The organism is Arthrobacter globiformis (assembly GCF_046536215.2).
GTDB lineage: Bacteria > Actinomycetota > Actinomycetes > Actinomycetales > Micrococcaceae > Arthrobacter > Arthrobacter globiformis_E.
This window is the reverse complement of the sequence record NZ_CM143421.1, coordinates 146114-172774: the sequence shown is the minus strand read 5'-3', so window position 1 is coordinate 172774 and position 26661 is coordinate 146114. Positions and strand designations below refer to the sequence as shown.

The following is a 26661-nucleotide window of genomic DNA, read 5'->3' as shown; positions in this document are numbered from 1 at the left end:
GGCCGCGGAAAGGATGAGTTTCCTGGGAAGGGAAAACGCGTGGAAATCACTGCGGCGAACGTTTGGATGATGGTGTCGGCGGCACTGGTGCTGCTCATGACCCCGGCACTGGGCCTCTTCTATGGCGGCATGACCCGCGCCAAGGCCTCCCTCAACATGATCATGATGAGCTTCGTGTCCGCCGGCATCGTGGGCGTCGTCTGGGTGCTCTGGGGTTACTCCATGAGCACCGGCGAAGGCGTCCTGGGCCTGTTCGGCAACCCGTTCGCCAGCTTCGGCCTCGGCGGCCTGATGGCCACCCCCGACCTGATCAAGGCCGGCTTCGCCGGAACGTTCGCGATCCTCACCGTCGCCCTCATCAGCGGCGCGATCGCCGACCGTGCCAAGTTCACCGCTTGGGTTCTCTTCGTGCCGATCTGGATCACGGCCGTGTACTGCCCGCTCGCATTCATGATCTGGGGCGGCGGCCTCATGAGCCAGGGCGGAGCAGTGACCGCCATCTTCGGCCAGGTCATCGACTTCGCCGGCGGCGCCGTCGTCGAAATCAGCTCCGGCATCGCCGCCCTGGTTCTGGCCGTGATCGTCGGCAAGCGCCACGGCTTCGGCAAGGACCCGGGACACCGCCCGCACAACGTCCCGTTCATCATGCTCGGTGCCGGACTCCTTTGGTTCGGCTGGTTCGGCTTCAACGCCGGCGCCGCCACCACGGCAGAACAGGCCGGACTGATCTGGGTCAACACCCTGGTGACGCCGTGCGCCGCCATGCTTAGCTGGCTGCTCACCGAGAAGATCCGCCACGGCCACCCCACCTCCCTGGGCGCCGCGTCCGGTGCCGTCGCCGGCCTCGTGGCCATCACGCCGTCGTGCGCCAACATCAGCCCAGTGGCCGCCATCGGCCTGGGCCTGGTTTCCGGAGTGGCCTCGGCGCTGTTCGTCGAACTGAAGTTCAAGTACGGCTTCGACGACTCCCTGGATGTCGTCGGCGTGCACTTGGGCTCCGGCCTGGTGGGCACCCTCGCTCTCGGCTTCATTGCCCTCCCCGTCAACGGCGAAGGCGGCGGCCTCTTCTATGGCGGCGGCGTCCAGCAGCTCATCGCCCAGACCGTTGCCGTTCTCATCACGCTCGCTCTCTCCGGGCTGGTGACCGCAATCATCGGCCTCGCGATCCACAAGACCATCGGTTTCAGGGTCAGCCATGAGGCCGAGGTGGCCGGCGTCGACCGGTCCGAGCATGCCGAGAGCGCCTATGAATTCGGCAGCATGGGACACAGCCAGTTCCACCCGCTCCGCCCGCACTTCGCCGCGGCTCCGTCCGTCCGCCCGGCGGTCACGCCAGCTGCTCCAGCCGGCCCTGCCGCAAACGACTCTGTCTCCCCTGAGGCGGAAGAGGAACTGCAGCCCGCACCGGCTTCGGTCTAGCACTTCTGTTATTCGTGGGCTCCACGTCCTAGTGGCGGAAAGCGAGCCGGAGCTCCGGCCTTCGTTCAGCCACGGCGTCCAGCACGGCGTCAACGGCTTCACGGTCGGGGCGGCTGTCCGCCGTCGTCGTTGTTGCTTGCGCGTCCGCGGCAATCCTGGCGCGGCGGACGAAACCATCCCAGTCACCGCCACCGGATCTCAGCGCCCGCAGCGGTGCCAACAGGGACGCGCGGCGGAGCCAGGCATCGGGGTCCCCCGCCCACCGCTCCAGCACCGCGTCGGCACGCATGCGGGCCTGGCCCGCAAGCCCGTCCACCAGCGGACCAACGACGTCGACGGCGAGCGGGTCCACCAGCGACGGTATTTGCGCGTCCCGCACAAATCCCTCCATGCGCGTCAGGTCGGAGTTGGTCAGCAGCCCCACCTTGGACTGCAGAAGGACGACGGCGGCCAGGCGCCGCTCGTAGACCGGCACCTCCCAGAGTTCGGAACTCAGGGCGGTGACCTCGTCGTGGCCAAATCCGGTGTGGCGGCGAAGGGCGTCCCGGACCGTTCCGCGCACCGCGCCAACCGACGCCCCGTAGTACCGCATACCGCTGCCGAACCGGTGGCGCATCTCCTCGGCCCGGTACCAGGAAGCCTCGCGCTGCAAGGTGTCATCCACGAATTCGCCGGCAGCACTCACCCGCTCATTCTTTCCGGCACGCGCCGGCCAGTCCAACCCCACGACGCGCTTTGAACGCGGGCGGGTCCCCTGTGTCCGGGCCGTGTTTGCGGGCCGCGTTTCCGGCTCCGTGTTCTCGGGGCCGTTTTTGTGCGCCGCGTTTCCGGATCCGTGTTCTCCCGGCCGTTTTCCGGGCCCTGTTTCCAGCCCGCGTCATAAAAGTGTTCCCGCAGGTCAGGTCGGGGAAACGGTTGCACGGTCCCGCTGCAGCGCTGCCGGCGTTTTGCGGGCGTTGGTAACGATCGAGTAACGTTGACGCCTGTTCCCCATGGGACGGCCCCGCTGGGGGTCCCGGAGGCCAGCGCTGGGCTCCGGATGCGCAGGGCGGCAACACGGCCGCTCAGGCCTCGTCGACCGGGGCCCAGAATCGCTTCGCGCTTTTCTTTACCGCCTACATTTTGGCTGCCTTCTGCGCGGCAGCCGTTTGCCCGGAGGGGTCTTTTGCTTAAGAAGAACATAGCCATTGCCATTAGCATCGGCGCACTTTCGCTGACCGGATGCAGCCTCACTCCCTCTGCGGAACAGGCTGCCGGGCAGACTGCCGCCGCCGCGGGATCCGCCTCCACCAGCCAGGCCGCCGCCCAGTCGTCCAACGGCTCCGTTGCCGCGAAGCGGGCGTCCGCTGTCTCGCCGTCGAGCGGAGCCAAAGCTGCCGCAGCCAAGGCTGCCGCCGCCAAGAAGGCTGCCGCTGCGAAGGCTTCGGCGGCAAAGACCGCCGCTTCCAAGGCGGCCGCGGCGAAAGCTGCCGCTGCCAAGGCTGCGGCACTAAAGGAGACCGCCGCCCAAGCCGCTGTTCCGGCGAAGGCTGCGCCCGCCGTCGTCGCCCCTGTTGCTCCCGCTCCCGCCCCCGCAGTGGAGGCCGCGGCGCCGAAGGCACCGGCGGCTCCCGCCCAGCCCGCTCCCGCCCCGGCGGCCGTCGCTCCAGCAGCGTCCACGCCGGCAAGCGGCACCCAGGCCGCCAGCACCCTCGGCTGGGGTTCGGTCGTCGCCGGCGACGAGTTCAACTACACGGGAGCCCCGGACCGGACCAAGTGGAGCGTGTACAACAGCTCCGGCCATGCGGGCAACGGCCTGCGCAGCCCGCAGGCCTGGTCCGTCGCGAACGGTGTCGCCACCGTTAGCGGCGACTCGGCCGGCACCACCGGCGGCATGTCGGCGAAGTTCGCCAACCAGAAGTATGGCCGCTGGGAAACCCGCATGAAGACCAACCAGCGTGATCCGGAATACCATCCGGTCCTCATCCTGTGGCCCGACACCAAGTCCTCGACCTGCGCCGAGATCGACTACGCCGAGAGCACCTCTGACACGGCCCTGGTGAAGTTCTTCCTGCACTACGCGTGCAGCGGCTCCAGCAAGCAGACCTACGCCTCGAAGGCCGTTGACACCACCCAGTGGCACAACTACGCCGTGGAGTGGACCCCCACAGGCATCACCGGCTACATCGACGGCGTGAAGACGTTCACCGACACCAACCCGGCGCACCAGCCCTCCGGCAGCATGCACCAGACGCTGCAGCTCGACTGGTTCCCGGACGGTACCCGCCTCACGCCGTCCCAGATGCAGGTCGACTGGGTGCGCGTCTACAAGTAACAGCACGCCTGCGACGAAGGGTGCCCGCTTTGAGCGGGCACCCTTCGCTTTTTCATGCTCTATTCCCCCAAGTGCCTCCATTACCTTTGGCTTGCGCCAGCCAACTAAGGAGCACTTCAGGGCGTTCTCAGCGCTGGGAACGCCCTGATCTGCTACCTAGTTTTCGTTCTCTAGCGGATTCAATAAAGTTTTCGAATCCTGCCTAATCCGGTGCCGGATCGGCCCTTTAATGTCGGACCCCCTTGGCAGACTGTGTTCATGGATGTTGTTGGGAAATCGGCAGTGACAGCGAGGGCGCCGCGCGGCGGCGTCCTGCAGGCTGCCGCGGTTTCTGATGGCGTTTACCACGTCCCTGATGCCGCCGTTCTCGACGCCGATCCGTACTACGGCTTGCCTTATGACGATGATCTCGACGCCGTGTATCCGGCGTCCTTGCCGGAGGACCCGTTTCCTGAGGTCCTTTTTGCGGACCGTCCTTTCGACGGGGACGTCTTGGCCGAGAGCGTCTTTAGAGACGGTGGTTTTGACGAGGGCGGTCCCTCCGGCGGCGCTACTGCCTCGAACGTCGCACCCGGGTCCAGCGTCCAGGACACTGGACCAACCTCGGGGTGGTTTCTTCCGGCAGCTGACCTGACCGCAGACAATCCCGGGCTGATCGACCAGGTCCGGGCGTACGAGAACGTCAAGTGCTGGGCCGCCGGGCAACAGGCGAGGCTTTCCGTCACCTTCGAGGCCCGGCTCCGGCAGGAATCCACCGACCGACCGGCCCTGTCCGCCGAGGACCTGGGCAAAGACAGGGGCAAAGACAGGGGCAAAGACCGGGACCTGGGTGCGGCCGAACAGATCGCGCTGGCCCGGGGCGAGTCCCCGAACCGCGGGCAGAGGCTCCTCGGCACGGCCAAAGCCCTGGTGCAGATGCCCCACACCCTGGCCGCGCTGGAGACCGGGCAGCTGAACGAAGAACGCGTCACGCACATCGCGAAAGAGACCGCCTGTTTGACTGTCGCGGACCGGGCCGCTGTTGATGAGGAACTCGCCGCCGACACCGGAACCTTCACCGGCGCCGGAACCCGTGCCGTCATCGCCGCTGTCCGCGCCGCCGCCATCCGGCGCGACCCCCGCACCGTCGCCCAACGCGCCAGCCACGCCGTCTCCGAACGGAGAGTCAGCCTACGCCCGGCACCGGACTGCATGACCTACCTGACAGCCCTGCTGCCCGTCCACGAAGGCGTCACCGTGTACGCGGCGCTGACCCGTCACGCCGATACCCTCCACGCCGCCGGGGACCCACGCTCCCGCGACCAGGCCATGGCCGACACCCTGGTCGAAAGGACCACCGGCACCCCCGGCGGCATCACCGGCATCGAACTCAACCTCGTCATGACCGACCGCACCCTCCTCCAAGGCGACTCCGAACCCGCCCGGATCCCGGGTTACGGCATCATCCCCGCCGACTTCGCCCGCAACCTGCTAACCCAAGGGAAGAGGATGGCACCGGGGCAAAGCCCGGGGCGGGGTCACACTCCGGCACCAGGGCAGGATCCGGCGCAGGGGCATGCATTGGCAGATGTCGATACAGCCAGGAACCTAAAAGAACTCAAGACCTGGGTCCGGCGGCTCTACACCGCACCCGGCACCGGCGATTTGGTGGCCATGGACTCCAAACGGCGTCTCTTCCCCGCACCGCTGCGCCGCTTCATCCAACTCCGCGACGACACCTGCCGCACACCCTACTGCGACGCCCCCATCCGCCACCACGACCACATCATCCCCTGGCACAACGACGGCCCCACCTCGTTAAGTAACGGCTCCGAACTCTGCGAAGCCTGCAACCACACCAAAGAACTCCCCGGCTGGAAAGCACAACCCAGACCAGGACCCCGCCACACCATCGAAATCACCACACCCACCGGCCACACCTACCAATCCACAGCGCCCCCGCTGCCAGGCACCAGACCTTCAGGAGCAGGGCCAGGTGAGACGGGCCCTCCCGGAGCCGGACGACGGGCAGCACACCAGTCCGAAGGCCCCGTCCCGGCGCTCTAACGGGCCGGGACCCTCGGGGCTGACGGCCGCCACCCGAATTGACGCCAGCCAGCGCGTGCGACCAATGATGTTTGCCCTCGCTGACGCCCGCGAGCGCCGCCGGCGGTCGTCCGCGGGCACGCCTGCCGGCCTGCTGTCCGCCATGCCCGTGGGACACTGCCGGGCCAATGCGACTGCCGGGCCTGTGAGACACTCGGTGTCATGCGCGAACTCGTCGTCCTTGGAACCGCATCGCAGGTCCCGACGCGGACGCGCAACCACAACGGATACCTGCTGCGGTGGGACGGCGAGGGCCTCCTGTTCGACCCCGGCGAGGGCACGCAGCGCCAGATGATCCATGCAGGTGTCTCCGCCAATCAGATCACCCGCATCTGCCTGACGCATGTCCACGGCGACCACTGCTACGGGCTTCCGGGCGTACTGTCCCGCATGGCCCTGGACGGAGTCAAGCACCCGGTGTACCTGCACTATCCCGCGTCCGGAGAGGACGTTGTCCGGGCACTCGTGTCCGTGGCCTCTCCCGGCATCGATCTTCGCCTGCAACCGCACGCGGATGCCGGGGAAATCGCCCCCGGGCTCGAGGTGCGGCCCCTCCGCCACCGGATCGAGACCTACGGCTACCGGCTGACCGAGCCCGATGGCCTCACCATGCTTCCGGAGCGGCTGGCGGCCGCGGGCATTACGGGTCCGGACGCGGGCCGTCTGCAGCGGGAAGGAATCCTCCGGGGAGTGCGGCTTCAGGACGTCAGCGTTCCGCGCACCGGCCAAGGCTTCGCTTTCATCATGGACACCGCCCCGTGCGAGGGAGCCGAGGGCCTGGCCGACGGCGTCGACCTCCTCGTCACGGAATCCACCTTCAGCGACGACGACGCCGCGCTGGCGGCCCAGTACGCGCACCTCACGGCGGGGCAGGCCGGTGATCTGGCCGCCAACAGCGGCGCCGGGACCCTCGTGCTCACACACTTTTCCTCCCGCTACGGCGACGTGGACATCCTGGCCCAACAGGCACGGGCCCGCTCAGGAGGGACCGCCGTCGTACCTGCCAATGACCTGGACCGGATCAGCCTTCCCAAGCGGCAGCGGTCCGCTTCCTGACCGGCGGCCAGAAGCGGCCTGCGGAAAAAGTAGAATTAACCAGACATGCAATGTTCCTACTTCGATGCCGCCCGCTGCCGCTCCTGCACCCACATGGGCAGGCCCTACGACGAGCAGCTGGCCGGCAAGCAGCTCCACTGCCAGACACTCCTCTCCGACCACGCGTCCGTAGAGTGGCTGCCACCTGTGGCGAGCCGCGAGTCCGGCTTCCGCAACAAAGCCAAGATGGTGGTGGGCGGCACGGCCAAAAACCCCACCATAGGGATTCTCGACGCCGAGGGCCGCGGCGTTGACCTGCGCGAATGCGGCGTCTGCTCCCCGGGACTCCTCGCATGCTTCCCCGTCCTGGCGGCCTTCATCACCCGGGCCCATCTGACGCCCTACGATGTCCCCCGGCGCAGCGGCGAGCTCAAACACCTGATCATCACCGAATCCCCCGACGGCGAGGTCATGCTGCGCCTGGTCCTGCGTTCGGAGAAGCTGGTGCCGCGCATCCGGGAGCACCTCCCCGCGCTCGTGGCCGCCCTGCCGCAGGTGAAGGTGGTCTCGGTCAACCTGCACCCGGAACACAAGGCAGTCCTGGAAGGCGACCGCGAGATTCTGCTCACCGGCCAGTCCACGCTGCGGATGCGCGTCAATGACCTCGATCTCCACCTGCGGCCGCAGAGCTTCTTCCAGACAAACAGCGACATGGCGGCGGCCCTGTACCGGCAGGGGCGCGAGTGGGTCAATGAACTGGCGCCGGCATCGGTCTGGGACCTGTACTGCGGTGTCGGCGGTTTTGCCCTGCACTGCGCCGACCCGTCCCGTGACGTCACCGGCATTGAAACCAGCCGTGAAGCCATCGTTTCGGCCAGGCTCAGCAGCGACGAGGCGGGCCTGCAGCGCATGCGCTTCGAGGCGGGCGATGCCACGGCCTTTGCCGTCGCCGCGGACCGGGCGCCCGAACTGGTCATCGTCAATCCGCCACGGCGCGGCATCGGCAAGGAACTGTGCGGCTGGCTGGAAGCCTCCTCCGTGCAGCACGTGGTGTACTCCAGCTGCAATGCACAGTCACTGGCCCGTGACCTGGCTGCACTCCCCTCGTTCACCGCCCGGCGGGCACGGGTGCTGGACATGTTCCCGCAGACCACGCATTACGAAGTCATGGTGCTGCTCGAACGGGCCTAGCCACGTCCCCGGATTCTTGAGCCGAAGATCGGCAAAAGTTTCTCCCGTCTTGAGGTCCCCGCGCGACAGTGTCCGGTAAGCCGCGCAGCAAGGTGCGGCACGGGCCGATGGGCGGGGGCATGCAGGTGACAGCAGCGGGCGGTGCAGGGTGAACGGCGCAGAGGAAATCCCCGTCCTGGACGCCGGCCCGCTGCAGACCCTTGCCGCCGAGGTGGGTCCGGCCTTCGCCGAGGCCTTCATCGATGACTACCTTCAGATGCTGCCGGACCGGGCGTCGAAGATCCTTCGCGCCCTGGCCGGGGGTGACCCGCGGATGGCTGCGGACGCCGTCGTCAGCCTGAGGGCGACGTCCGCCATGGCGGGAGCCCTGCGCCTCGAGCGGTGCTGCAAGGAACTGGAATCACGCATCCGGCGCGGGCAGCGGCTCGAGCCCGATGCGGTCAGGGCAGTGCTGTATGCGAACATCCGGCTCCTGCTGCGTGAAGCCGGACGCCAGGGGCACCTCCCACAGTCTCGGCCCAAGGGCCAGGATTAAGGACGACGGCGGGTGCCCGGCTCGCCGTGCCCCGCACCGGACCAAAGGCACCTGAAACCCCTCCGCCCGCGGACGTAGAATCGTCGGACACGATCGCCTGAAGAGCAGCCGCACGGCTGAACCGATTACAGGAGGACTTCCATGAGCCGCACGAGCACCAGCCAAGTCGCCCCGGCAGCCGCCACCGCTGCGCAGACCATTTTCCGCGTGGGCCTCGGCGGTGTCCTCATCGCCCACGGCACCCAGAAGCTGTTCGGCTGGTTCGGCGGCGGCGGGATAGAAGGCACCAGCAAGGGCATGCACGCCATGGGCTTCCGCCCGGCGAAGCCCAGCGCGGTCCTCGCCGGCCTCGGCGAAGCAGGCGCCGGCCTTGCCCTGGCGCTGGGCCTCGGCACCCCCGCTGCGGGTGCCGCTGCTGCCACCACCATGGGTGTTGCGGCCAGCGTGCACGCCCCCAACGGTTTCTTCGCCACTGAAGGCGGCCTTGAATACCCGGCAGTCCTGGGGCTCGCGGCAGCATCCTTCACGATTGGCGGCCCGGGCAGCTTCTCCCTCGACTCGGTCACCGGCCACGTCCTGGACCGCCCCTGGATGCGGGCCCTTGCCCTGGCAGTGATTCCGACGGCCATCGCGGTCCAGGTGTACCGCCGCCAGAAGGCACTGGCCCGCGACGCGTCCGGCCAGGCCGGTCCGGAGACGGCGAGCGCCACCGGCCCGGACAGCACAGGCTAGGCAACCGGCACTTCACGCAATGGCGGCTTTGGGCGACAGCTAAACGTACTTCTTGAACCACGCCAGCGTGTCGTTCCAGGCCGCCGTGGCCTGCTGCTCGTTGTAGCGCTCGCCGGTGTCGTTGTGGAAGGCATGGTCGACGCCGGGATACACCTTGAGCTGGTTGCGCACGCTGGTTGCCGCCAGGGCATCCCGGAGTTGCGGCATGGGTCCGGTGATCCTGTCGTCCAGTTCGGCGTAGACACCGAACACGGCAGGCTTGATGGACGGCACCTTGTCCAGGTCAGGGGCAGGACCGTAGAAGGCCGACGTCGCCTTGAGGCCGGTGATCTCCACCGCCGACTGCCAGGTGATGCCCCCGCCGAAGCAGTAGCCGGTCATGGCGATCCGGCCCTGCTCCACGAAGTCCTGCTTCTGCAGGTAGTCGAATCCGGCCGCGAAGTCCGCGACGTGCCGCTGCGCGCCCGCCTGCGTGAGGGCACCGGGGACGGCATCCCGGTCCAGGCTCGCCGTGCCGCCTTCCCTGCTCAGCAGGTCGATCGCCAGGGCCGCATATCCTTCCTTGGCAAAGCGCCGGGCGACGTCCTGGATGTGGGGTGTCAGCCCGCGGTTCTCGTGGCAGACCAGGACGGCGGGGCCGGGCTTCCCGCCTTCGGGTCTGGCGAGGTAACCACTGATCTCGGTGCCGCCGGACGCAAACCTCACTGTCGACGTCGTAATGCCGTGCGCCCCCTCGGGAACGGACAGCGGGCTCTTCGCCCCCGGGACGGCGCCGCCCGAGGCAGTGCCCGTAGCTGAGCCCGACGTCGGGGTGGGGGTGGGCATGGGTCGGTGCTGCGGGGAACTTCCTGGGGTGTGCACCCGACCAGGAGCATCGCGGCGGCCGCGGCGGCCATGCTGCCGGTGATGAACGCGACCCGGCGGGTGAACGTGTGCTGGCTCATGGCCCCGGCGCGGTAGTCGTCGAAAAATTCCTCGATCAGGTACTTCTCAAACTTGCCAAGCTGCGTCATGACGGCCTCCTGGAGTTTTTGCCGCTTATCCTCCTCCGAACCCCAACACCAGACAAGAGGACCGCGTGCACCGCGGGCGGCCAGGCCTAGCCGCCGTTTTTCAGGCCCCTGGCATAGGCGGCCTGCCCCGCATGCTGAAGGCAGTCGGCAATCGTGCTGACCAGCCGGACGCCGAAGGTTACCGGCGGGTCCCAGCGGGTATCCACGACCCGGTCGAGGCCGTCGTCGCCGAGGGTGCCCAGAACCTCCGCTGTCTGCCGGTGGACCGCCTCGTAGTATTCGGCAAGCAGCTCCCGCGGAGCCCGCACGGCGTCGACCTTGTCTGACGAATGGCCGTAGCCGGTGTCCCGTTCGGGCAGCGGCAGGTCAAAGCGGCCCGCGAAGCCCTGCGAAGTCCAGACCTGCTGCCGCCCGGCAGCGGAAGCCACCTGCGCGTCCTCCACCCGGCTGAGGTGCCAGATCAGCCATCCGATGGAGTTGCCGTTGCCGGCAGGCCTTCGAACCAAGGCTTCGTCGTCGAGCCCTTCGAGGGTGGCTTCCACGATCTCGCGGATACGGCCAAAGGCGTCCAGCAGGACTTCGTTGGATTTCATGGGGTCCCCTTTACATTTGGCTGTGGGCGGCGACGGCAGGATCAGAACCGATGCGGGCACCGGCTTCGAGGGCAGTGATCCCGCTGATCTCGGCCGCCGACAGCACGACGCCGGTGGCAGCCAGGTTGGCCCGCATCCGGCCGCTGTTGGCCGACTTGGGAATGACGATGGTGCCCTGTGCGAGGTGCCAGGCAAGCACCACCTGGGCCGGGGTGACGCCGTACCTGTCGGCCACGGACGTCACGGCCGCAGCGTCCAGGTCAGCACCCTGGCCCAGGGGACTGTACGCCTCCACGGCGATGCCCAGAGAGCGGCTCTTTGCCGCCAGTTCGGGCTGCTGGAATGTGGGGTGCAGCTCGAACTGGTTGACCGCCGGAACAATGTCCGCCGACTGAAGGAGCGTGTCCAGGTGGTCCGCCAGGAAGTTTGACACGCCGATCGCACGGATCTCGCCGTCTGAATGCAGTTTCTCCATCGCTTTCCATGCCTCGGTGAAAAGGTTCCGGGATGGCACCGGCCAGTGGATGAGGTACAGGTCAACGTAGTCGACGCCCAATGCTCGGCGGCTGTTCTGGAAGGCTTCCCGGGCCATGCCCTGTTCGCCGTTGCGGAGCTTGGTGGTGAGGAAGATGTGCTCACGGGAGATCCCCGAGGCAGCGATCGCGGCGCCGACCGCTGCCTCGTTGCCGTACGCCGCCGCGGTGTCGATGTGGCGGTAACCCGCTTCCAGGGCGTCCTCCACGATCCGCTGGGTTTCTTCCGGCGGGACCTGGAAGACGCCGAAGCCCAGCTGCGGGATCTGGACGCCGTTGTTCAGGGTGACATTCGGTACTGCCTCGTTCGGCGTCATCAAATTTCCTCTGCTGCGGGGGCGGGTCACCCTAAGTATGCCTCCCAGCGGGGCGGCGGCGGAGGAACCCAGGCGCGAGCGGGCCACCTGGACCATTGGTATGACTCCGGAAGCCATGCGCCCAACACGGCCGGCGCAATAGCCCAGGTTGTTCCCTGCCGTTTCGTGCCCGCTCACTCACAGTTGTCCCCGGAACCATTTCACATCACGACGCCGGTCAGGCGCCAGAGGTTCGACGTGCCCCTTCCGGGCGATGGAGGAGGGAGACGGCACCGGGAATTAAGGACCAGCCGGGCCACATGGAGTGCCACGCGGACTGATTGATGGTGATGGCGTCCGAGATCTCCCCCAAAGCGCGAGCGCATCCGACGGCGCCTTCCGGCCTGGACCGCCCGGGACTACGATTTTGCCTGTTGTACCCGCCAACGCTAACCGGCACCGTCCCGGGAGGCCAGAGGATAAAGGGGAATTGCGGTGAGCAGGGAGACCAGGCAGAGCGGGCCGCACTGGCGGCGGGTAATGGCGGCGCTCGCCAACCGAGATGCCCGGACCGCCTACGCACAGATAGTACTCGGGGCAACCGACGTGCCTTCGGGCGTCCACGGCCAACGGCGCGACCGGGCCGTCGCGGCCCTGCTCGACGCTGGCCTGGTTGAACGGACCGCCGGCAATGAATTGGAGGCATCCGAGTCGATTTTCCATGACCTCCTGACGCAGCAGCCCAAGCGCCAGCCGCAGACCGGAGTGGCGCGGTTCATGCGGCTTGGCCGGATCGACAGGTATCCGGCCAACCAGGCGGAGCGGCGGGAACTCCTGGCCTGGATCGCAGGCGAGACCTTCGAGCCGGGCGAGGAGCTCACCGAGCGAAAGGTCAACGAACGGCTCCTGAGCTACACCGACGATGTAGTGCTGCTGCGCCGTTACATGATCGATTTCGGCGTGCTGGACCGAACGCCGTCGGGATCCGCCTACTTCCGCCCCAAAGACCGGTAGGCTCAGTCTCCCCGCGCCTTCCGGGTGGCGGCGTCGTTGGCTTTCTGCAGTGCCTCGACAAGTTCCTCCTTGTCCATCTTGGAACGTCCGTCGATGTTCAGTTCCCGGGCCAGCTTGTAGAGGTGCTCCTTGGAAGCATTGGCGTCCACGCCTCCGGCGGTGGGCGCCGGGGAATCCATGCCCTCTTCTGCGTGCTGGTCAGAAGGTCCGCGCTTCTCCTTCGGCTCCCAGTGGTCACCCACCTTCTCATAGCTGTGCTTTAACGATGCGAAGGCGGTCCGGGCGGCCCGGCTCTCGTCATTGTCATAGGACTCAAGTGCTGAATCGTAGGTCTTGGCGAAAGTGTCCTGGGCTTTCTGGTCCGAACGCTGCAGGGTCGAGGGAAGCTCGTCCTTGCGGGCGTGATCATTCTTGCCGGTCTTGGGCATGCCACCCACGCTCCTTCACCAACAGACGAATCATGCGGATGGAACCAGCTTGGCACTGATGCCTCGTTTTGGCATGGGCGAGTGGGACGAAATCCGCTTCTCGGAATTACTGCGTGTGGCCAATAGTGGGCTTGGTTCCGATGGCGCATCAAAGCTTCGCTTCCGCCTCAACAAGCTTGGTGCCTCCTGACAGCCAACAAGTCCCGGTGCTAGGCATCCTCGGAATCCAGATCCAGGTCCGGTATGTCCAACAGGCCCAGATCCTCCAGGACCGTGGCGTCCTCATAGGTGGTTGCAATGCACCGGACCACCGCAGGCGGTACGCGGAAATGGGTGTCGATCGTCAGGATCCCTTGCTCCGCAAGGCCCGTGAGTTGGGCCAGGGCCGCGGTCTTCAGCGTCTCGACGGTGGCCCTCTCCTCTGCCGAAGCCCCCGCCCGCGGGTCCAGAATACTGTCGGTCCGCGGGGGATCCTCCGAGGCCGCGGCCAGAAGGATCGAGGCCACCGTCGCGGCAACGAGGACCTCCCAGGGCTGTTCAGGGTCATAGCCAAGCACCGAGGCCGAGAGGAACTGCTCGACGAAGAACACCAGCTCTTCCAGACGGTCCGGGGTGCTGCCGGCCTGGAAGACGGCGGAGGCCGCCGACGGCTCCGCCTTCGTTGGCCCGATCTTGATCAGTTCAGTGCGGGCCAGCGCCTCCCACGCCTGCGCCAGCAGCGGCACCTCGTACATGCTGCGGACTGTCTGCTTTTCCGAACCACCGTGCCCGGCCGCAGGGGCTCCGGCCTGCTTGGGGCCGCCCCTGACGTTGAGCCCGAAGCACGCCGCGGCCGCTTCGATATCCTTCGTCCGGAGCGCACCGGTTGCGGTCACCGGCTTTGCGTCGCCGATCCACTGAAGCAGCGCCGTGGTCCGCCGGATCAGCGGGAGCTCCGAGAAGACCTCCAGGGCATCCTCGTCGGAGATGACGGGCACGTCGACGAGGGCCCAGTCGTCCGTCTCCCCTACAAGGGCGCTGAGAAGTTCACCGACGTCGGCGAGCTGTTCGGCTGAACCCGACCACCGGTCCGTGTCCGCAAGGAAGTCAACGAACCCGTGCACGGCCGCGACGACGAACTCACCCCGGTCGTCGTCTTCATCTTCTGCCGGCGTGGAGGCGAGATCGGCAGCGAGGGCTTCGGCCAGGATCACAGGGTCCAGGCGTGTCAGGTCAGCGGCGGCCACGCGGTCCATGTACCGGCCCATGACGCTTTCTATGGCTGCCAGGCAATCCAGGGCGGTGGCAGCAGCGCCGGGAGCGCCGTCGTCGAACCACCTGACAAAGGCCGGCGCGAGCGAGTCAACCGCCCGCCCCGCCCGGAAAGAGCTCAGGGAAGCTGGCGAAGAGCCGCGTGCGGCCGGACTTCCCGAACGGGCGGGACCCTTGCGCTTGTTCCGGTTCCTGCCGTTTTTGCTCATGCTGCCCCTGACTGAATTCTCGTTGGTTCTTACGACGACGGTACTTACCATTGGCGCGGCGTGCCACCAGGCGCGCTGCACCCGTGGGCGTGCTCCTTGCCACTACGCTTCCCGCGTCAGGCTCCGGTTGCGGCCCTGGTAAAGGCGTCGGTAACTGGAAGGTGTCGTGTTGAGTTCGCGCATGAAGTGGAGCCGGAAGTTGGCTGCTGTTCCCAAGCCTGTCCTGGCCGCGACTGCCTGCACGGTCAGGTCGGTCGTTTCGAGCAGACGGCTTGCCTCGGCAATGCGCTGGCTGGTCAGCCAGCGCAGCGGCGTCGTTCCCGCCTCCGCCAGGAACTTGCGTGCGAAGCTGCTGGGCGCCCAGCCGGCGTGGACGGCCATGTCGACGACGGTCAGCGGCTCGGCAAGATGCTGCCTGGCCCAGGCGCACGTGTCGGCGAAGTGGGTGAGCGGCGCGGCCACGGGGCGTTCAATGAACTGCGCCTGGCCGCCCTCGCGATGGGGGGCCACCACCATGCGCCGGGCGATGCGGTTGGCTGCCTCGGTGCCATGGTCCTTGCGGACCAGATGCAGGCACAGGTCGATCCCGGCCGCGACACCCGCGCTGGTGCTGACGCCGCCCTCGTCGATGTACAGCACTCCGGCGTCGACCGTGACTGCCGGGTGCAGGGTCTGAAGGCGCTGGGCGTTCCGCCAATGGGTCGTGGCGCGTTTCCCGTCAAGGAGGCCGGCTGCCGCCAGCGCGAAAGCTCCGGTGCAGACGGACACCACGCGGGCTCCGTTTCCCGCCGCCTCACGGAGGGCTTCGCAGACGTTGGCCGGAGGGTCGTTGAGCGGGCTGAATCCGGGCACGACGATGGTGTCGGCTGACAGCAGGGCTTTGAGCCCCTCCGCGGCGTGGATGGCATACCCGGTTGTGGTGGGGACCAGACCTGGTTCGGCCGCACAGACGGCGAAGGAGTACAGTTTCCGCTCGTCCTCATGGCCGAAGACCTGCGCTGGAATCGCAAGGTCAAAGGCAACGACATCCGGCAACGCCAGGGCAACCACACGGTGCATGAGGCCACTGTACCCACGCCGCCAGTGTCCGGATCCCTGTCTGCAGAATCCTTTTCATCCTGGCAATTTTTACCACTCCCCTCGCAGCCGCCGGAAGCCAGTCTTAACCCATGATCAGCTCCCGCCTCTCACCGGCTCCCCTGCCGGCTTCTTCCCGGCCTGCTACTCGCCGGCTGCGCATCCTGGGCATGACGGCCGCCATCGTGACGAGCCTCCTCCTCACCTCCGCAGCCGCCAACTTTGCCATGAACCAGGCGGAGCGGTCTGCAACCGTTCCGTACGGGCAAAGAGTGCAGACAAGCCACGGCTCCGTCAACGTGGTCCGCTCACCGGGGAACGGCAGGACCGGACAGTCGATTGTGTTGCTCAGCGGCCTCGGGACGCCGGCACCGGCGCTGGACTTTGCACCGCTCGTCCGGGAACTTGGCGACTACGAGGTCGTCGTCGTCGAAGGGTTCGGCTACGGATACAGCGACCAGCCCCCGGTGGAACGCACAGTCGAGAACATCACCTCAGAGCTGCATGAGGCCTTGGCAAACGCGCATGTGCCCAGTCCCTACATCCTCGGCGGCCATTCCATCTCCGGTTTCTACACGCTCGCCTACGCCAACCGGTACCGCAGCGACGTCTCGGCAGTCATCGGCATCGACCCCACAGTGCCCGCCGCCAATACCATCCACGCAGACCAGACCGGCGTGCCTTCCGGCGGCATCAACTGGGAAGGTCTGGCGGCTGCCAGCGGGCTGCTCCGCTGGGCCACAGCGCTCGCACCCAGCCTCGTGGAGCCGGACGGCACCGCCTACACCTCCGGCGAGCGCGATCAGATGCGCAAGATGGCGAACTGGAACTTCGGCAACCCATCCGTCCTCGACGAGACCAACAGGATTGCCGACAACGCCCGAAAGGTACAGGCAATGCGCTACCCGGACGACCTCCCGGTGCTCACATTCCTCGCCTCGGCGAAGGAGACCACTCCGGACCCTGCGCTGCACGAGAGCCGGCTGCAAAGCCTCCGACACCACGAAACGGTGATGATTCCCGGCGGACACTACCTGCACTGGACGCACGCACCAGCGATGGCCAGCAGGATCAAGGCGTTCGTGACCGCCAACGTGCCCGTAAAGCATTGACTTGTCGGTTCTGCCCGGCAGTCAGATCCGCTGATGACTAGTTCGTTTCCGAATTGTCGTCATACGGCTCGTCCATCAGGATCTTGTAAAAACTTGTTGTGAGTATTAAAGGTCTGTCACAAAACTTCGCATCGGCGTCGCACAGACGCCGCGAAGGCCGCCACAAGTAGTACTCGCGTGGCGGCCTCCGGTCGGTCCACGATCCTAGTAGGCGAGTTCTTCTGCTGTCGCTTCCGCGGTCTGGGCGGGAGAGGGCGCGTGGCCCCGCAGCGGAACGTGGCGGATGAACAGTGCCAGCACAAAGCCGGCCGCAGCGACGACGGCGGCCCAGAAGAAAACACTCTGGATGCCGCCGGTCACAGCCTGCTTGAAGAGGTCCTGGACCGCCTGCGGCAGTGAGTGCAGCGCCGACGGAGTGATCTGACCGTTCTGGTGCAGGTTTTCGGTGCCACCGGTACTGCCACCCATGGCGTCAGCCAGGCGGCTGGCGTAGATCGATCCGAGGACCGAAACGCCGAGCGAACCACCCATGTTCCGCGCAAACGTGCTGGTGCCGGTTGCTGCGCCGATGTCTTTGATGTCGACACTGTTTTGGGCGATGAGGTTGGTGGTCTGCATCATGCAGCCCATGCCGGCCCCGAGGATCGCCATGTAGACGCCCGACTGCCATGCCGGAGTGTCCAGGCCCATGGTGGAGAACAGGAACAGGCCTGCGGCCATGAGGGCGGACCCGGCGATCGGGAGCGACTTGTAGTGTCCGGTGCGGCTGATCAGCAGGCCGCCCGACAGCGAAACGACCATCGCGGCGATCATCATGGGCATCAGCAGCAGCCCGCTGCTTGTCGCTGACTGGCCCTGGACGTACTGCTGGAACTGGGGCAGGAAGGTGATCCCGCCGAACATGGCGAATCCGACGATGAAGCCCAGCGCATTGGCCAGCGAGAAGTTGCTGCTGGCGAACAGGCGCAACGGGATCACAGGTTCGGCGGCCCGGCTTTCGATGACCAGGAAGAGGACCAGCCCGACGGCGGCCGCGGCGCCGAGGCCAATGATTTCCGGGGAGTTCCAGTCGTACTGGCTACCGCCCCAGCTGAGCATCAGCACGAGCGAGGTGATCCAAACTGTCAGAACTGCGGAGCCCCACCAGTCGATCCGCACCTTGGAGTTCCGTTCCTGGCGGGGCAGCTTAAGGGTGAACCAGCACACCACCAGGGAGAGGATGCCCAGGGGAAGGTTGACGTAGAACGCCCAGCGCCAGGAGGCGTTGTCTGTGATGAAGCCGCCCAGCAGCGGGCCGCCGATCATGGCCAGCGGCATGACGGCCATCATGATGCCCTGGTACTTGCCGCGTTCCCGGGGAGGGACCATGAGACCGATGGCGGCCATAATGCCCACCATCAGCCCGCCGGCACCCAGGCCCTGGAAGGCGCGGAAGCCGATGAGCTCCACCATGTCCTGGCTCATCCCGCACAGGGCCGACCCGGCAAGGAAAACCACGATTGGAGCCATGAACGTGCGCCGGTGCCCGAAGATGTCGCCGAGTTTGCCCCAAATGGGGGTGGCCACCGTCGAGGCGAGGACATACCCGGTGGTGACCCAGGCGAGGTGGTCCATGCCGCCCAGCTCACCGACGATCGTGGGCAGGGCCGGGGCCACAATCATGTTGTCCAGCTGTGCGAGCAGCATGGCAATGATCAGCCCGCTCATGGCGGTGACGATCTGGCGGGGTGTGAGCCCCGCGGGCGGGACCCGGGAGAACATCCAGACCGTCGCCCTGCGCCTGTTTTCCGAACAGGGCTACGAGTCGACGTCGATGCGCCAGATCGCCGAAGAACTGGGCTTCACAAAGGCCGCGCTGTATTACCACTTCAAGAGCAAGGAAGACATCGTCCGTGCCCTGATGGAGGCCATGCGCGGGCAGATCACTGACCTGGTGGCGTGGGCCCGCGCCCAGGAGCCGGGCCCGGACGTGCGCCGAACCGTGATCGCCCGCTGGACCGAGATCATGCACGGCCAGGGCCTGCGCATGCTCCGTTTCCTCGGCGCCAACCACCGCTTGGTCCATGACATCAAATCGGAACCGGGCCAGCATGAAGGCATGGCCGCCACGGCAGCCGAACTGTTCGCCATCCTCACGCCGCCCGGAGCAAGCGTGGAAGACCAGCTGCGCGTCCGGTTCGCCCTCCTCAGCATCAACATGCTGGGCATGGCCGCGCGCGATCTCGACGCTGACGAAAAGGACATCCTGGAGGCAGCAGCACGAATCTCCTCGGGCCTTCTGCCGCCTGGATTCTGAGATCGACGCCCGCCTGCCCGAGCGTTGCCCGGCCTCCGACTTCCGACTTCCGAATGGTGCAAGCGTCGCTTGCACCATTTTTTTTAGTGCCAGCTAGCCCTGCATAGGCCTGAGCGACAATTCGGCGATGAAACGACCCCTCATTTGGGGGTGGAAATTAAGTTTCCGCGGCTTGACCCCCACTTTTTCCTAGGGCCCGGCACAGACAGTGGGACCGTCCTGAAACGGAAGGTTTGGGAGGCCCCCACTCAGGACATCCGGGCCCGATGCATTCCCCAGCTGCACCGGACACGGCGCCTAGTCCAAGCACGGTCTGAAGCAGGTCTCAAACATGCGCGATCAACAAGGAACTGGGGCGTTGACTCGCGCCTCGGCTGCAAAGCTGTCCACCCGGCGCTCCTGGCGGCCGCAACTGAGAAGCGCGTGGAGTGCCGTTCTGTCCGCAGTCCTTGCGACGGCCGGGCTGTCTGTCAGCGGCATCGCCGCAGCGGACGTCGGCACAATTGGCCACGATACCCTGCGGACCGGATGGTATAACACCGAAACCACGCTGTCGCCGTCGTCCGTCTCGTCCTCAAACTTCGGCAAGCTGTTCTCGACGGCGGTGGACGGACAGGTGTATGCCCAGCCCCTCGTGGTCGGCGGTGTGGTGATTGCCGCGACAGAAAACAACGCCGTTTACGGGCTGGACGGCGTCACGGGTGAAACGAAGTGGCAGCGTTCCCTCGGGCCGGCCTGGCCGGCATCGACAGTGAGCTGCGGTGACCTCACGCCAAACATCGGCATCACCTCCACGCCCGTCTTCGACCCGGCAACAAACAGCATCTTCATGCTGGCAAAGACGAACGACGGCCCGACCCCGCAGCTCCCGCACTGGTACATGCATTCCCTCGACCAGGCGACCGGGGCGGAACGGCCCGGGTTCCCCGTCCTCATCAGCGGCGCCCCCACCAACGATCCGACCCACCCCTTCAATGCGATGACCGCCATGCAGCGGCCAGGCCTGCTGCTCATGGACGGGGTGGTGTACGCGGGCTTCGCCAGCCACTGCGACTACACCCCCTTCGTCGGGTATGTCATCGGCGTGTCCACCAGCGGACGGCAGACAACCATGTGGGCCACCGAATCGGGCAACGCCAACGCGGAAGGCGGGATCTGGCAGTCCGGCGGAGGACTGGTATCCGATGGTCCCGGAAAGATCCTGTTCGCCACCGGGAACGGCATCTCCCCGCAGGCCGGCCCGGGCAAGGCCCCTCCCGGCACCCTGGCCGAATCCGTGGTCAGGGTCCAGGTTGGAAGTGACGGCAACCTGAGCCCCACCGACTTCTTCAGCCCCGCCAACAACCTCAAGCTGGACCAGAACGACACCGATCTGGGTTCCGGGGCGCCAATTGCCATCCCTGACGGATACGGCACGGCAGAGCACCCGCACCTGCTGGTCCAGGTCGGCAAGGACGGCCACGTCTACCTGCTGGACCGTGACAACCTGGGCGGCATGGGGCAGGGGACGGATGGAACTGACGCAGTCCTGGACGCAGCCGGACCGTACAACGGGGTGTGGGGACGCCCCGCGTTTTTGGGGACAAACGACGGCGGGTATCTCTACACCGTCGAGAACAGGGGTTATCTGCGCGCATTCAAACTGGTGCCGACCGGCGCGGGCGGGATCAGGCTGGCCTCCGTCGGAACCTCCACGGGGACGTTCGGGTACACGTCCGGCGCGCCGGCAGTGACCTCCTCAGGCACAGACGGGTCCACCGCCCTTGTCTGGGCGGTCTACTCCACCGGAGGAACCGGCGTCAATGCGGAGCTCAGGGCCTACCGCGCCCTCCCGGACAGCACCGGGTCTCTGCAACAGGTGTTCAGCGCCCCGATCGGTACGGCAGCCAAGTTCTCCTCGGTGGCCACCGACAACGGCCGGGTGTACGTCGGCACCCGCGACGGCCATGTGCTTGGCTTCGGCGCCCCGACCACTGCAGCCGTGGGCGCCACGGGCACCGACCTGGGTACCGCCGAAGTGGGTGCCACCCAGACCGGCAACATCACAATCACGGCCACCCGCGATGTGACGGTCAGCTCGGTTACAACAGGGGCACCGTTCGCGATCGGCACTCCGGCCGGCCTCCCTGCGAACCTGCCGAACGGCAGCAGCCTTACCGTCCCGGTGACCTTCGTGCCGACAGCTCCCGGGCAGGCTGACGGCGCAGTGACGGTCACGACGAACGACGGCGAGACCGTTGCCCTCGGCATCCATGCCGTTGGCACACGGGACGGCCTGGGCGCCACGCCCGCGGCGCTCCAGTTCACCGACGTGCCGATCCCGACGAGCAGCCGGCAGACTGTCAACATCGTCAACACCGGCGCGACCGCCGTCGAGATCACCGGCGTCACTCTGCCCGCCAATGCCGAGCTCAACGCCGACGCGGCCATGCTCCCGGTGGTTGGCCAGCAGATCCAGCCCCTCGCCTCGGTTCCGGTGTCTGTGACATTCAGCCCGACGACGGCGGACCCGGTGACTGACTCGCTGGTCATCACCAGTAACCGCGGTTCCGTGACCGTGCGGCTGACGGCAACTGCCGTTTCCGGTGCCGCCCACCTGGAGATGCCGCCGTCCCTGGACTTCGGGGACGTCCCCGTCGGGACATCGGCCACGGCGGACTTCACCATCCTCAACAGCGGCAACATCCCGATGACCATCACCAAGGCGAAGGCACCGCAGGGTGTCTTCTCCACGACGACGCCGATCTCCGAGGGCATCACCGTTCCCCCTGGTGAGTCCGCCTTCCAGAGCGTGACGTTCACGCCGACGGCGCTGGGGCAGGCAGGCACGCAGGACACCTTCTACCTGATCACCACGGATGACGGCCAGGGCGAGCAGAAGGTCATGCTCACCGGCAACGGCACCGACGACCCAATCGCTGTCAAGGCCCAACAAATCGGCGCAGGCCGCCCGGCGTCATCCCTCGGGCGGGCTCTCACCGGACAGTACGCCGTCGCGGAGGGAAAGTGCCAGGACTTCGTGGCAGGGATCATCTGCTGGTCACCGGCCACAGGGGCACACGAGGTCCACGCGGCGATCTATACCAGGTACAAGGCTGCGGGCGGCGCCGCTGGCATGCTCGGCTTCCCGACTACCGACGTGAAAATCACGCCGGATGGCGTAGGCCGCTACAACCACTTTTCCGGTTCGGGCGGGGCGTCGATCTACTGGTCGCCGAAAACTGGTGCGCATGAGGTCCACGGTGACGTCCGGGCCAAGTGGGCGTTACTCGGCTGGGAGAAAGGCCTGCTCGGCTATCCGGCCGGCGACCAGGCGGCAACTGCAGACGGGGCCGGGCAGTACAGTGACTTCTCGGGTTCGGGCGGGGCTTCGGTCTTCTGGTCGCCCAAGACCGGCGCGCATGAGGTCCACGGTGCGATCCGGACTAAATGGGTAGCACTGGGTTCCGAGAAGGGCCTGCTCGGCTACCCCACCACCGACGAGAAAGTCACGCCGGACGGGGTCGGCCGGTATACCCACTTCTCCGGTTCGGGCGGAGGCTCGATCTACTGGTCGCCCAAGACCGGCGCCCATGAGGTGCACGGCGCGGTCCGGGCCGAGTGGGCATCCCTGGGTTGGGAAGGCGGCAAGCTCGGCTACCCCACGACCGACGTGATGACCACGCCGGACGGGGTGGGCCAGTACAGTCACTTCTCCGGTTCGGGCGGGGCCTCGGTCTACTGGTCGCCCAAGACCGGCGCGCATGAGGTCCACGGTGCGATCCGGACCAAATGGGTAGCACTGGGTTCCACGAAGGGCCCGCTCGGCTACCCCACCACCGACGAGAAAATCACGCCGGACGGGGTCGGCCGGTATACCCACTTCTCCGGTTCGGGCGGAGCCTCGATCTACTGGTCCACCAAGACCGGCGCCCACGAGGTGCACGGCGCGATCCGGGCCAAGTGGGCATCACTGGGCTGGGAGAAAGGCCGGCTCGGCTACCCGGTCAGCGACGAATACCCGGTCCCCACCGGCCGGGCGTCGGCTTTCCGGGGCGGTCGGCTGGTCTGGACGGCGCGGACAGGAATAGTCAGCGGCTGAACCCGCGGCCCCACCTGCGTCCGTGTGCCCCGGCACAGCTCTCTTGATCCTGTGTTGAGTCAGGGCGGAAATTTCTTGATCGAGTTTTGACCGGGCGCCGCGTTGATCCTTGAGGTTTCGCGAGAAAACTTGTCAGCACCGGCAGAGAAGACCGGTCACACGCAGTCCGCGGGTCGGACTCCTTCAAGAAACGGACGTTCGCCAACATGGGTCTCAACCTGAACTCCACCACCGGCAAGGTCATCGCTTCCCTGGCACTGGTCGGCACCGCCGCCGCCGTCGCCGGCCTGGGCACGTACGGTGCCTTCACCTCCACCACCAACGCGTCCACCGACGTCTCCTCCGGCACCGTGGCTATCGCACTCGGCTCCTCCGGCGCCGCGAATCGCCTCAGTGTGGCCGCCACGGGACTGGTCCCGGGCGACACCGTGCAGCGCGCGGTCACCCTGACCAACGCCGCCGGCAACCAGGCCCTCGCCGGCATCAAGCTGACCACCACGGCGCCGACGTCCTCCAAGCTGGACACCGACCCGGTCTCGGGACTGCAGCTGACCATCGACAGCTGCTCCGTCCCATGGACCGAGGCAGGCACCGCTCCGGCCTACACCCACACGTGCTCCGGCGGCACCGCGAGCACCGTACTGGCTTCCCGCGCCGTCATCGGCACCGACCTGCCGCTGTCCAACCTCACCACGGTCGCGGCCAACAAGACCGACAACCTCCGGGTCACCCTGACCCTGCCCACGGGCGCCGACAACACCTTCCAGGCCAAGAGCAGCACCATCGACCTGGCATTCACCGGCACCCAGCGCTCCGGCACCGACAAATAGCGGGCCCGGGCAAATAACCCACACACGTCCCCTCCGCCGACTGGCCCCCAACAGCGGCGGAGGGGGCCCACCGGAAGGCAGGCAGCCATGACAGCGACGGGAATCCCGGCACCCGGACTGGCGAAACCGGCGGCTCCGGCTGCCGGCGCCCTCCGCACGGCCGGCCGCATCCTGGTCCGCACGGTGACAACCGTGCTCATGGTCGTCGCGGTTGCCGCCTTCCTGTTCCTGGCCGTCGGACCGCGGTTCCTGGGCTACCAGACGTCCACCATGCTCACCGGTTCCATGGCCCCGCTGATCAACCCGGGCGACGTCGTGGTGTCGGTCCCAACCCGGGTCGGCGCCCTGAAGACCGGGGACGTCATCACCTACAAAATTCCGGTTGAAGACCAGCGCGTCGAGACGCACCGCATCGTCGACCTCAAGCGCAACACCAACGGCAGCACGACGGTACGGACCAAAGGGGACGCCAACAACGGCGCAGACCCCTGGCGGGCCACCATCCAGGGCGACACGGTGGACGTACACGCCGCCACGGTCCCCTACCTTGGAACAGCCATCCGGGCACTGCGCGAACCGGCGGTCCTGATGGCCCTGACGTACGTGGCGCCAGGCATTTTGGTGCTCATGCTGCTGGCCAGGATCTGGCGGAAGGGGCCCGACTCTGCGCGCGGACCCCGGGACGGGGCAGACGGTGCGCCGGCGAACGACGCCGGCTGAACCGCCGACGCAGGTCCTGGACCCGGAACGCCTCCGAGAGCTGGCACAGGACACTTCGGCAGCGGCTGCGGAGCAGTTCGCGTCAGCCTACGCCGCACTGCTGCCGGCACGTGTTGACCGCGTCATCCGAAAAGTCGGAATCGGCAACCGGCACCAGGCCGTCGAGGCAGTACTGAGCCTGAAGGCGGCTTCGTCAATGGCCGGGGCGCTGCGGATGAGCCAGCTCTGCAGGAAACTGGAGCAGGCCCTGGTGATCGCTGACATGGCAGGCGCCCTGGCCGTGGCGCGGGACATCAGCCTTCACCTGCCGGACCTCCATGAGGCCCTTGCCGCCCGCCCGCCGCTAACCTAGCCCCCAGCCAGCCCACGACGAAAGCCGCAGCCTGTGCCCAGAAAGCGCCCGCCCGCCGACACGAAGCACGTGTCCCGGGTCTGGCGTGCCGTCTCCGTCACCGGGATGGCGATGATGCTGGCGAGCGCGCCGGCCATCGCCCAGGCAACATTCACCGGCAAGACTTCCGGCCAGGTCACCGCCTCCTCACTGACCCTCGCGGCACCCGTCGGCGCCAGCGTCACGGCCGCGTGCGGCAACGGCCGCGCCCTGGATGTCACCGTCAACAGTTACGGAACGGTCCCGCGGGCCACGTCCTACCAGTTCATCCTGCTCGACCCGAACGGCACCGCAGTTCAAACCACCGGCGGATCATACTCTGCGCACCCGGCAGCCAGGGGCACCTGGACCTACCAAGTCCGCGGCAACTACACGGCAGCTCCCGGCAACGTCTGGACCGGCACCCCCTACCAGGGCACCGTCACCTGCTGAGTCCACGACATCACCGCCGGGGATGCATGAAGGGCCCCACGCGCGCGTGAGGCCCTTCATGCATCCAGAAGAAATAGGAAGAGAAAGAACTAGAAGTCCCAGTCCTCATCCTCGGTATTGACGGCCTTGCCAATGACGTAGGACGAGCCCGAACCCGAGAAGAAGTCGTGGTTCTCGTCGGCGTTCGGCGACAGGGCCGAGAGGATGGCCGGGTTCACGTCCGTGACGGAAGCCGGGAACATGGCCTCGTAGCCCAGGTTCATCAGCGCCTTGTTGGCGTTGTAGTGCAGGAACTTCTTGACGTCCTCGGCCAGGCCAACGCCGTCGTAGAGGTCGTGCGTGTACTGGACTTCGTTTTCGTACAGCTCGAAGAGCAGCTCGAAGGTGTAGTCCTTGATCTCCTGCCGGCGTGCCTCGGAAACGGTCTCCAGCCCGCGCTGGAACTTGTAGCCGATGTAGTAGCCGTGCACGGCCTCATCGCGGATGATGAGGCGGATCAGGTCTGCCGTGTTCGTCAGCTTGGCGCGTGAGGACCAGTACATCGGCAGGTAGAAGCCGGAGTAGAACAGGAAGCTCTCCAGCAGTGTGGAGGCCACCTTGCGCTTCAGGGGATCGTCGCCCTGGTAGTAGTCCATGACGATCTGGGCCTTCTTCTGAAGGTTCTCGTTCTCGGTGGACCAGCGGAAGGCGTCGTCGATCTCCTTGGTGGAGCACAGGGTGGAGAAGATCGAGGAGTAGCTCTTGGCGTGCACGGCCTCCATGAAGGCGATGTTCGTGTACACGGCTTCTTCGTGCGGGGTGAGCGCGTCCGGAATCAGCGAGACGGCGCCGACGGTGCCCTGGATGGTGTCCAGCAGGGTCAGGCCGGTAAACACGCGCATGGTCAGCTGCTGTTCAGCCGGGGTCAGCGTGTTCCATGACTGGACGTCGTTGGACAGCGGCACCTTCTCCGGCAGCCAGAAGTTGTTGACGAGGCGGTTCCAGACCTCAACGTCCTTGTCGTCCTGGATGCGGTTCCAGTTGATGGCCTCGACGTGGCTCAGCAGCTTGACCTTCTCGGTCATGTCATCCCCT

Annotated in this window: 24 protein-coding genes; 15 read left to right on the top strand and 9 right to left on the bottom strand. The window is 66.7% G+C overall.

The genetic code is table 11. From position 1 onward, the window contains the following. Window positions 1-39: 39 nt before the first annotated feature. Window positions 40-1419, top strand: coding sequence for an ammonium transporter (locus tag R5O87_RS00840; protein ID WP_410557097.1), 1380 nt, complete (start codon window positions 40-42; stop codon window positions 1417-1419). Window positions 1420-1447: 28 nt separating this feature from the next. On the opposite strand, the gene R5O87_RS00835 is transcribed toward R5O87_RS00840, so the two are convergent. After that, on the bottom strand, window positions 1448-2104 hold the full coding sequence (locus R5O87_RS00835) for a DNA alkylation repair protein (RefSeq protein WP_410557098.1): 657 nt from the start codon (window positions 2102-2104) through the stop codon (window positions 1448-1450). A gap of 480 nt (window positions 2105-2584) precedes the next feature. Here R5O87_RS00835 and R5O87_RS00830 point away from each other — a divergent pair, with 480 nt between their 5' ends. The 6 genes from R5O87_RS00830 (at window position 2585) to R5O87_RS00805 (ending at window position 9311) form a co-directional block, all read left to right on the top strand. Then, window positions 2585-3733 (top strand): glycoside hydrolase family 16 protein, encoded by a 1149-nt coding sequence (locus R5O87_RS00830; RefSeq protein ID WP_462836358.1) that lies wholly within the window; start codon window positions 2585-2587, stop codon window positions 3731-3733. Between the two features lie 258 nt (window positions 3734-3991). Then, the gene (locus R5O87_RS00825; RefSeq protein WP_410558538.1) at window positions 3992-5779 is read left to right on the top strand and encodes an HNH endonuclease; all 1788 of its coding nucleotides are present in this window, start codon (window positions 3992-3994) and stop codon (window positions 5777-5779) included. A 201-nt stretch (window positions 5780-5980) separates the two neighbouring features. Next, window positions 5981-6874, top strand: a complete 894-nt coding sequence (locus R5O87_RS00820) for a ribonuclease Z (protein ID WP_410558537.1) — start codon at window positions 5981-5983, stop codon at window positions 6872-6874. Window positions 6875-6919: 45 nt separating this feature from the next. Next, window positions 6920-8044: a 23S rRNA (uracil(747)-C(5))-methyltransferase RlmC gene (gene rlmC / locus R5O87_RS00815; protein ID WP_410558536.1), complete on the top strand. Its 1125-nt coding sequence runs from the start codon at window positions 6920-6922 to the stop codon at window positions 8042-8044. A gap of 148 nt (window positions 8045-8192) precedes the next feature. After that, complete coding sequence (locus tag R5O87_RS00810; RefSeq protein ID WP_410558535.1) at window positions 8193-8579, top strand: Hpt domain-containing protein; 387 nt, start codon at window positions 8193-8195, stop codon at window positions 8577-8579. Window positions 8580-8720: 141 nt separating this feature from the next. Then, the gene (locus tag R5O87_RS00805) at window positions 8721-9311 is read left to right on the top strand and encodes a DoxX family protein (protein ID WP_410558533.1); all 591 of its coding nucleotides are present in this window, start codon (window positions 8721-8723) and stop codon (window positions 9309-9311) included. 39 nt (window positions 9312-9350) lie between these two features. On the opposite strand, the gene R5O87_RS00800 is transcribed toward R5O87_RS00805, so the two are convergent. The 3 genes from R5O87_RS00800 to R5O87_RS00790 all read right to left on the bottom strand — a co-directional run bounded on the left by R5O87_RS00800 (window position 9351) and on the right by R5O87_RS00790 (window position 11767). Further along, on the bottom strand, window positions 9351-10136 hold the full coding sequence (locus R5O87_RS00800) for a dienelactone hydrolase family protein (RefSeq protein WP_462836357.1): 786 nt from the start codon (window positions 10134-10136) through the stop codon (window positions 9351-9353). 274 nt (window positions 10137-10410) lie between these two features. Beyond that, the gene (locus R5O87_RS00795; protein WP_410557002.1) at window positions 10411-10917 is read right to left on the bottom strand and encodes a mycothiol transferase; all 507 of its coding nucleotides are present in this window, start codon (window positions 10915-10917) and stop codon (window positions 10411-10413) included. Between the two features lie 10 nt (window positions 10918-10927). Beyond that, window positions 10928-11767: an aldo/keto reductase gene (locus R5O87_RS00790; protein ID WP_410557001.1), complete on the bottom strand. Its 840-nt coding sequence runs from the start codon at window positions 11765-11767 to the stop codon at window positions 10928-10930. A 474-nt stretch (window positions 11768-12241) separates the two neighbouring features. On the opposite strand from R5O87_RS00790, the gene R5O87_RS00785 reads away from it, so the two are divergent. After that, window positions 12242-12760 (top strand): DUF2087 domain-containing protein, encoded by a 519-nt coding sequence (locus tag R5O87_RS00785; protein ID WP_410557000.1) that lies wholly within the window; start codon window positions 12242-12244, stop codon window positions 12758-12760. 2 nt (window positions 12761-12762) lie between these two features. Here R5O87_RS00785 and R5O87_RS00780 read toward each other — a convergent pair whose 3' ends face one another. From R5O87_RS00780 to R5O87_RS00770, 3 genes are all read right to left on the bottom strand, one after another. Continuing rightward, window positions 12763-13188 (bottom strand): ChaB family protein, encoded by a 426-nt coding sequence (locus R5O87_RS00780; protein ID WP_410556999.1) that lies wholly within the window; start codon window positions 13186-13188, stop codon window positions 12763-12765. A gap of 209 nt (window positions 13189-13397) precedes the next feature. Beyond that, window positions 13398-14648 (bottom strand): hypothetical protein, encoded by a 1251-nt coding sequence (locus R5O87_RS00775; RefSeq protein ID WP_410556998.1) that lies wholly within the window; start codon window positions 14646-14648, stop codon window positions 13398-13400. Window positions 14649-14750: 102 nt separating this feature from the next. Then, complete coding sequence (locus tag R5O87_RS00770; RefSeq protein ID WP_410556997.1) at window positions 14751-15707, bottom strand: helix-turn-helix domain-containing protein; 957 nt, start codon at window positions 15705-15707, stop codon at window positions 14751-14753. Between the two features lie 110 nt (window positions 15708-15817). Between R5O87_RS00770 and R5O87_RS00765 the strand changes: the two genes are divergently transcribed. Further along, the gene (locus R5O87_RS00765) at window positions 15818-16837 is read left to right on the top strand and encodes an alpha/beta fold hydrolase (protein ID WP_410556996.1); all 1020 of its coding nucleotides are present in this window, start codon (window positions 15818-15820) and stop codon (window positions 16835-16837) included. A gap of 204 nt (window positions 16838-17041) precedes the next feature. Here the strand turns inward: R5O87_RS00765 and R5O87_RS00760 are convergent, their stop codons facing one another. Beyond that, on the bottom strand, window positions 17042-18544 hold the full coding sequence (locus R5O87_RS00760; RefSeq protein WP_410556995.1) for an MDR family MFS transporter: 1503 nt from the start codon (window positions 18542-18544) through the stop codon (window positions 17042-17044). On the opposite strand from R5O87_RS00760, the gene R5O87_RS00755 reads away from it, so the two are divergent. The 6 genes from R5O87_RS00755 (at window position 18528) to R5O87_RS00730 (ending at window position 25587) form a co-directional block, all read left to right on the top strand. Then, window positions 18528-19133 (top strand): TetR/AcrR family transcriptional regulator, encoded by a 606-nt coding sequence (locus tag R5O87_RS00755; protein WP_410556994.1) that lies wholly within the window; start codon window positions 18528-18530, stop codon window positions 19131-19133. The genes R5O87_RS00760 and R5O87_RS00755 overlap by 17 nt on opposite strands. A 358-nt stretch (window positions 19134-19491) precedes the next feature. After that, the gene (locus R5O87_RS00750; protein ID WP_410556993.1) at window positions 19492-23214 is read left to right on the top strand and encodes an Ig-like domain-containing protein; all 3723 of its coding nucleotides are present in this window, start codon (window positions 19492-19494) and stop codon (window positions 23212-23214) included. Between the two features lie 206 nt (window positions 23215-23420). Then, complete coding sequence (locus tag R5O87_RS00745) at window positions 23421-24044, top strand: hypothetical protein (protein ID WP_410556992.1); 624 nt, start codon at window positions 23421-23423, stop codon at window positions 24042-24044. A gap of 87 nt (window positions 24045-24131) precedes the next feature. After that, window positions 24132-24764 (top strand): signal peptidase I, encoded by a 633-nt coding sequence (locus tag R5O87_RS00740; protein ID WP_410556991.1) that lies wholly within the window; start codon window positions 24132-24134, stop codon window positions 24762-24764. Continuing rightward, entirely contained in the window at window positions 24739-25116 is a 378-nt protein-coding gene (locus R5O87_RS00735; RefSeq protein WP_410556990.1) for an Hpt domain-containing protein, read from the top strand. Before R5O87_RS00740 ends, R5O87_RS00735 begins: the two co-directional genes overlap by 26 nt. 33 nt (window positions 25117-25149) lie before the next feature. After that, window positions 25150-25587, top strand: a complete 438-nt coding sequence (locus R5O87_RS00730; RefSeq protein ID WP_410556988.1) for a hypothetical protein — start codon at window positions 25150-25152, stop codon at window positions 25585-25587. 89 nt (window positions 25588-25676) lie between these two features. Here R5O87_RS00730 and nrdF read toward each other — a convergent pair whose 3' ends face one another. Then, the gene (gene nrdF / locus R5O87_RS00725) at window positions 25677-26651 is read right to left on the bottom strand and encodes a class 1b ribonucleoside-diphosphate reductase subunit beta (protein WP_377965731.1); all 975 of its coding nucleotides are present in this window, start codon (window positions 26649-26651) and stop codon (window positions 25677-25679) included. Window positions 26652-26661 lie beyond the last annotated feature (10 nt).